The organism is Phenylobacterium sp. (genome assembly GCF_031360265.1).
Classification (GTDB): domain Bacteria; phylum Pseudomonadota; class Alphaproteobacteria; order Caulobacterales; family Caulobacteraceae; genus Phenylobacterium.
Map to the genome: position 1 here is coordinate 1 of NZ_JANMBF010000184.1, position 6226 is coordinate 6226.

Here is a 6226-nt window from a genome sequence, read left to right on the forward strand (position 1 = left end):
GGCGACATATTCCAGCGACCTTAATTCACTCATAGGGAGCTGTCCCTGGCCGGGATCCTGGTCCCGGGCACACGGCGCCCACCTGGTCTACCAGGTCGAGGGAATGAAACAGTCCTTCACGGTTCTCACGGCGCCGCCACCCTTTCCACTGTTGTCTCTGTTTCCCTGTAGCCTCTGGTCCCTGTAGCTTCTGGCCGTGACCGAGATTTCCGACAAGGCGGCGATGCGCGTGCGGATGCGGGGCCTGCGCCGCCGGCTTGCCGATGCAACCCCCGACGCCGGCCAGCGCGCGGCGCGGCGCCTGCCCCTCTCGCGGTTCGGCCGGTTCAGCGTCGTGGGCGGCTACTGCGCCCTGGGCTCGGAATTCGATCCGGACCCCATCCTGGAGGCGATCCTTGGCCTCGACCCCGGCCGCATGCGGCGCGCCCTGCCCATGGCCACCGACCGGCGGTCGTCCTTGCGGTTCCGGCTCTGGCGGCCGGGGGAAGCCCTGGTCAAGGACGCCTTCGGCATTCCCGCCCCGCCAGCCTCCGCCCCGGAAGTGCTGCCCAATCTGATCGTCGCCCCGCTGCTGGCCTTCGACCGTGGCGGCGGACGTCTGGGGCAGGGCGCGGGCCACTACGATCGGACGCTGGCCAGTCTGCGCGCCATCCGCCCGGTGTTCGTGCTGGGCGTGGCCTATGCCGGCCAGGAAGTGGACCGCGTGCCCACCGGCCCCCACGATCAGCGCCTCGACGCCATCGTCACCGAGACAGCCTACATAGAAGTGGCGCGGGGAAGTCGCTAGAGAGGGGCGATGAGATTTGCCTTCTTTGGAGACGTGGTCGGGCGCGCGGGCCGCGAGGGCCTGGCCGACCACCTGCCGGGCCTGCGCCGACGGCTGGGCCTGGAGTTCGTCATCGTCAACGCCGAGAACGCCGCGGCCGGGTTCGGCATCACCGAATCGACGGCGCGCGAGCTGTTCGAGGCCGGCGCCGACGCGCTGACGCTGGGCAACCACTCCTGGGACCAGAAGGAGGCGCTGACCTATATCGTCCGCGAACCCCGGCTCATTCGCCCGCTGAACTATTCGGCCTTCTCCGATGCGCCGGGCCGTGGCGCCCAGCTGTTCGAGACGGAGGGCGGCCGGCAGATCCTGGTGATCAACCTGCTGGGCCGGGTGCACATGGACTCGCTCGACGACCCGTTCGCCGCGGTGGACAAGGCGCTGGAGGCCTGCCCCTTGGGCGCGGCGGCCGACGCCATCGTCGTCGACATGCACGCCGAGGCGACCTCGGAAAAGATGGCCATGGGCCATTTCTGCGACGGTCGCGCCAGCCTGGTGGTGGGCACCCATACCCATGTCCCCACCGCCGACTGCCAGATCCTGGTCGGCGGCACGGCCTACCAGACCGACGCCGGGGCCTGCGCCGACTACGACAGCGTCATCGGCAACCAGAAGGAAGAGCCGCTGCGGCGGTTCACCACCCGCATCGCCGGCGGCCGCTACAAGCCCGCCGAGGGTCCGGCGACGGTCTGCGGCGTGTTCGTCGAGACCGACGACGCCAGCGGCCTCGCGCGCCGGGTGGAGCCCATCCGCATCGGCGGCCGGCTCAGCGAGACGGTGCCGCGGGTCGAAGCGGTAAGCGTCGGCTGATCCTCAGCGTTTCTTCCGGTCCGCGGGCTGCGGCGCCAGGCTCTCGCGAGTCAGCCGCCCGGTCCTGGCGTGGTCCAGCTTGGCGAAGCGCCGGTCGGTGGCGGCCATCCATTCGGCCAGCGTCACCTTGCCGTCGAAATTGGCGTCGGCCGCGGCCACCGGCTGGGGTTCGTTGAGCAGCGAATAGCGCGCCGCGCCCTCGCGTCCCGCGGCGATCGGCGCGGGCGGCCCGCCCGGCGTGGCCGCGGGGCGACGCCGGCCGAACCAGCCGCGCGAGCGACCTTCCGCCCCGCCGTCGTCGAACATCAGCCGGGCGATCTCAGGCGCGATCTCGCGTTCGTAGGCCTGGCTCTCGAAGCCGTCGATGACGCCGTCATGGTTGGCGTCCAGCACCTGGAAGAAGCGTCGCGCGTCGGCGCGGAACTCCGCCAGCGTCACCGACCCGTCATGGTCGGTGTCGGCCCCGGCCAGCCAGGCGCCCAGGCCGTCAACGCCGCGGAACGGCTCACCCGACGGGCTGATGAACAGCTGCGCGCGCGGGGCTCCGTCGCCGGGTCCCTCGCCCGAGAGATCGCGGGGGCCCGGGATCTCCAGCACCGCGTCGGGTCCGGCCTGGCGCGGCTGCGCCCCCGCGGGGCCGGCCAGCGCGAGCAACAGCGTCGCCGCCGCCAATGGTCGCATCATGATCTCGACTTCCCCTGCCAGATGGCCAAAGCCTGCGCCCAAGGCTGCGGCGAAATTGCGCCGGGTCGGTGTCGGCGCCGAAACCCTTCCCCTGGACGCCGCCAGGCGCTCTACTGTCCAGTCTATGCCGCCGGGGAGGGCCAAATGCTCGCGAAACTCATCGTCCGCGCCATATTCGGCGCCCTGGGGCTGTGGATCGCCTCCAAGCTGGTCCACGGCATTGTGGTCAGCGGCAGCACCGCCCTGATCCTGGCGGCCCTGCTGCTGGGCGTGGTCAACGCCGTCGTGCGGCCGGTGGTGACCCTTCTCACCCTGCCGCTCACCATCCTTACGCTTGGGCTGTTCCTGCTGATCGTCAACGCCGCGATGATCGGCCTGGTGTCGCTGATCGTGCCGGGCTTTCACGTCCATGGCCTGGTCGCCGGCGTGCTGGCGGCCATCGTCACCGGCGTCACCAGCTGGATCGGCGGGATGATCCTGCGCGACGACCTGCGCAGCTAGCAGGCCGCGCCGGCGGCGATCAGGGCGTCCACCGCGGCCGGGTCATAGCCCGCCTCGGCCAGCACCTGGCGGGTGTGCTCGCCAAGCTTCGGCGCGGGTCCGGCCGGCCCGGTAGGAGTCCCCGGAAACCGCGCCGGGGCCGCCGGCGCCAGGAAGCTGCCGCCCCAGCCGTCCGGCGTCTCGACGAAGCAGCCGGCTTCGTGCGCCGTGGGGTCGGCGACCACCTCGTCGAGCGTCGCCATCGGCGCACAGATCACGTCGACCGAATTGATCAGCGCCAGGGCCTCAGCCAAGGTCATCCCCGCGAACGCAGCATCCAGCACGGCGCGGATCTCGCGCACCACATCCAGGTCGGTGATCGGCAGGACGCAGCGCGGATCGTCGATGTAGTCGGGCCGGCCCACCGCCCCCATCACCGCGGGGAAATCGCGCGGCCCGCGCGCGGCCAGGCAGAACCAGCGGTCGTCCTTCGTGCGGAAGAACCCGCCCAGCGCCGCCGGCCGGTCGTCACGCGGCTGGGCGGTGACCGCCGCGCCATAGCGCAGGTGGATCGCATAGTCCCAGCCCAGCGCGTAGCTGCCGGCGCGGATCAGGGCCGTCTCCACCTGGCGGCCACGGCCGGTTGTGTGGCGCTCATGCACCGCGGCCAGGATCGCCGACAGCGTCGCCATCGCCGTCATATGGTCGCCGAACCCCGGCCGGCAGGTGAACGGCTCCTGGTCCGGCGGGATCGTCGCGTGCGCCACCCCGCTGCGGGTCCAGAACCCGGTCAGGTCGAAGGCCGGCACATCGGCCTCGGGGCCGGTCAGGCCATAGCCGGTGACATTGGCGTAGATCAGCGTCGGGAACGCGGCCTTCAGGCTGTCGTAGTCGAGCCGCGCCCGTTTCAGCGCGCCGGGCCGCACGTTGGTGATGAACACGTCGGCGTCCTTCAGGATCGCCAGCAGGGCCGCGCGGCCGTCCGGCTTGCCCACGTCCAACACCACGCCGCGCTTGCCACGGTTCTCGCATGAGAAGATCGGGTTGCCGGGGCTCTCGGCGGTGTCGGGCCAGAACCCCCGCGTGGCGTCGCCCGCCGAGCTCTCGATCTTGATGACCTGGGCGCCCCAGTCGGCCATCACCGCCGCGCAGCCCGGCCCGGCGATCCAGGTGGACCATTCGACGACCTTCAGATCCGACAGCAGCATGGGGGCCTCCTGGCGAGGCCGTCACCATAGGGCGCATGTCCGCGTGCGCGCCAGCGCCGCGCGGGCGCTGCCCTTGAGGAAACGAAGACCACGAAGACCGCAAAGACCACGAAGCGGCCATGCCGAGGGCGGCGCCTGGTCTTGCCCGGACGCCTTCGTGGTCTTGGTGGTCTTGGTGTTTGAATCCGGCAGCGCCTTGGGCGAATGGCTCCGCGCTCACCCCGAGCCGCGCCAGGCGGGCTCATCGTCCGGGCCGGTGTCGGCCTCGTCGAAGGCTTCTGGGGGCGGATCGGGAAGCTCGCGCCAGCGGCGGGCGAGCCTCACGTCGAGGGCCATGGCGCGGCAGAGCGACACCACGTGGTCGTCCAGCGGCTCCAGGCCGAAGCGGTGGTCGCGGGAATAGAGTTCCAGCCGCTCTTCCAGCAGGTCGAAATAGTGGCCAGCGACGTCGTCGTCCGGATCGGCGCCCTCGGCCGGCTCGTGCTCGGCCCAGATGACCCGCTGGACGGGTCCGCGGATCTCGGCGATCCGGGCCTCGCTGCGCGCCTCGTCGCGGGAAACCGGTGGGGGTAGCGGCGGCGGTTCGCGCTCGGCCTGGCCGATCTCGCGCGCCAGCCGCACCTTCAGGGCCAGGGACTGGCGGTAGGAGCGCCCCATCCGCTGATAGGTGCGGGCCAGGTCGTTGGCGATCTCCGGGTCCTCGGCCGCCCGGGCGCGGGCGGCGAAGTCGCGGGCCATGGCCAGGTCCAGGGCGGCGAGCTCGGAGAGCCCCGCCGCTTCGGCCTCGGTGATGGTCAGCGCGTCCAACATGCGAGGGACAGTGAAACAGGCGGGTGCGTCAGATGCGGACGTAGGGCACATTGGCTCTACGTCAGCGTGACCCAACAGCCTCGAACGTCGGACGGCGGAGCACAGGGCCAAGGCGACGCCGGGATTCACCCGTGACCACGGCGTTGATCGGCTCGTCTTCTTCCGTGGCTTCGGCGACGTGCAGGACGCGATCCGCTTCGAGAAGCAGCTTAAGCGGCGGCGCCGCGCCTGGAAGATTCGCCTGATCGAAAAGGACAATCCACGCTGGGCGGACCTGTATCTTGAGATGATGGCTCCGCCGCCGCTGCATCCGGACCTGCAGGCGGCGATGGCTGGCGGGCTCTGGGTTGGATGGGTCTTTCGCCTGCGGCGAAAACCGGGATGACATTGTTGGGAGGGCGAGGGCGAACAGAGCGGCGCGCATCGAGACTCCCACCGGTGCGTCGGGCATTGCGTCCCTGCCTGATCAGGTCAGTCAAGACAGTCACCTCTCCCCAGCGAAGACTGGGGAGAGGGTAGGGTGAGGGCCGGCTCGTGCGGTGGGATGGCGCCGGATGACAGCTCAAGGGCCGGCAGCCGACGACAGGAATCCTCGCACCGTCATCCGGTGCGGGTCGATCTCACGAGCCGGCCCTCACCCTGCCCTCTCCCGCGCGCGGCGCGGGAGAGGAGGCGTCTTCGTCTTGGCGCGGCGCATCACCGCCGCAGGCGTCGAGAATTCCGTCGCAAACGCCGTCGCGATTTGTGAGCACTGCGGAGTTCCAGAAACGCAGCACCCGAAAGCCCCTCCGCTTGAGGTAGGCTGAGCGTCGGTCGTCGTAGTCCATGCGGTCGGCGTGCTGGCCGCCGTCCAACTCCACGACAAGGCTTGCCTCGACGCAGAGGAAATCGGGGATGTACGGGCCGATCGGCGTCTGGCGACGCCACTTCCATCCACCGAGGCGGCGGTCCCGCAGTGCGTTCCACAGTTTGGCTTCCGCGTCGGTGTCCGACCGGCGCATGCGGCGGGCGCGCGATTGGAGGAGTCGCTCGCGGCGGCTGCGAATTGGGCCCATCTTGGAACAATAGAAGAACATGAGCCTTGGTGCAAGCGCGGGCCGTTGGCGGAAGGCAGGGCCCCTGGGCTGTCATCCGGCGCGGTTGCGCTGCACGCACCGGCCCTCACCCTGCCTCTCCCCAGTCTTCGCTGGGGAGAGGAGATAACGGCGCAATGAAAAAGGGCGGGACCCTGCGGTCCCGCCCTCGTTCAGTCTGAACGTCTGAGCTTCGTGGACTAGAAGTCCATGTCGCCCATGCCGCCCATGCCGCCGCCGCCGGGCATGCCGCCGCCGCCGCCGCCCTTCTTGGGCGCCTCGACGATGGCCGCTTCGGTGGTGATCATCAGGCCGGCGACCGAGGCCGCGTCCTG

The 6226-nt window shown here is 70.5% G+C and carries 9 protein-coding genes and 1 pseudogene; 5 read left to right on the top strand and 5 right to left on the bottom strand.

The features are described 5' to 3' along the window. Positions 1-196: 196 nt before the first annotated feature. Positions 197-787, top strand: a complete 591-nt coding sequence (locus RMN86_RS17215; RefSeq protein WP_309607089.1) for a 5-formyltetrahydrofolate cyclo-ligase — start codon at positions 197-199, stop codon at positions 785-787. 9 nt (positions 788-796) lie between these two features. Then, positions 797-1636 (top strand): TIGR00282 family metallophosphoesterase, encoded by an 840-nt coding sequence (locus RMN86_RS17220; RefSeq protein WP_309607090.1) that lies wholly within the window; start codon positions 797-799, stop codon positions 1634-1636. 3 nt (positions 1637-1639) lie between these two features. Here RMN86_RS17220 and RMN86_RS17225 read toward each other — a convergent pair whose 3' ends face one another. Next, positions 1640-2320 (bottom strand): hypothetical protein, encoded by a 681-nt coding sequence (locus RMN86_RS17225; protein ID WP_309607091.1) that lies wholly within the window; start codon positions 2318-2320, stop codon positions 1640-1642. Positions 2321-2464: 144 nt separating this feature from the next. On the opposite strand from RMN86_RS17225, the gene RMN86_RS17230 reads away from it, so the two are divergent. Then, positions 2465-2821: a phage holin family protein gene (locus tag RMN86_RS17230; RefSeq protein WP_309607092.1), complete on the top strand. Its 357-nt coding sequence runs from the start codon at positions 2465-2467 to the stop codon at positions 2819-2821. On the opposite strand, the gene RMN86_RS17235 is transcribed toward RMN86_RS17230, so the two are convergent. Both RMN86_RS17235 and RMN86_RS17240 read right to left on the bottom strand, forming a co-directional pair. After that, positions 2818-4008 (bottom strand): CoA transferase, encoded by a 1191-nt coding sequence (locus tag RMN86_RS17235; protein WP_309607093.1) that lies wholly within the window; start codon positions 4006-4008, stop codon positions 2818-2820. The genes RMN86_RS17230 and RMN86_RS17235 overlap by 4 nt on opposite strands. Before the next feature lie 216 nt (positions 4009-4224). Continuing rightward, entirely contained in the window at positions 4225-4818 is a 594-nt protein-coding gene (locus RMN86_RS17240; RefSeq protein WP_309607094.1) for a hypothetical protein, read from the bottom strand. A 133-nt stretch (positions 4819-4951) separates the two neighbouring features. Between RMN86_RS17240 and RMN86_RS18200 the strand changes: the two are divergent. Further along, positions 4952-4996: pseudogene (locus tag RMN86_RS18200) on the top strand (hypothetical protein); the annotation flags it as partial. Beyond that, positions 4997-5203 (top strand): hypothetical protein, encoded by a 207-nt coding sequence (locus RMN86_RS17245; RefSeq protein WP_309607095.1) that lies wholly within the window; start codon positions 4997-4999, stop codon positions 5201-5203. A gap of 235 nt (positions 5204-5438) precedes the next feature. On the opposite strand, the gene RMN86_RS17250 is transcribed toward RMN86_RS17245, so the two are convergent. Continuing rightward, positions 5439-5894 (bottom strand): DUF559 domain-containing protein, encoded by a 456-nt coding sequence (locus tag RMN86_RS17250; RefSeq protein ID WP_309607096.1) that lies wholly within the window; start codon positions 5892-5894, stop codon positions 5439-5441. Positions 5895-6091: 197 nt separating this feature from the next. After that, positions 6092-6226: hypothetical protein (locus RMN86_RS17255; protein ID WP_309607097.1), on the bottom strand; the 135-nt coding region annotated here is incomplete at its 5' end.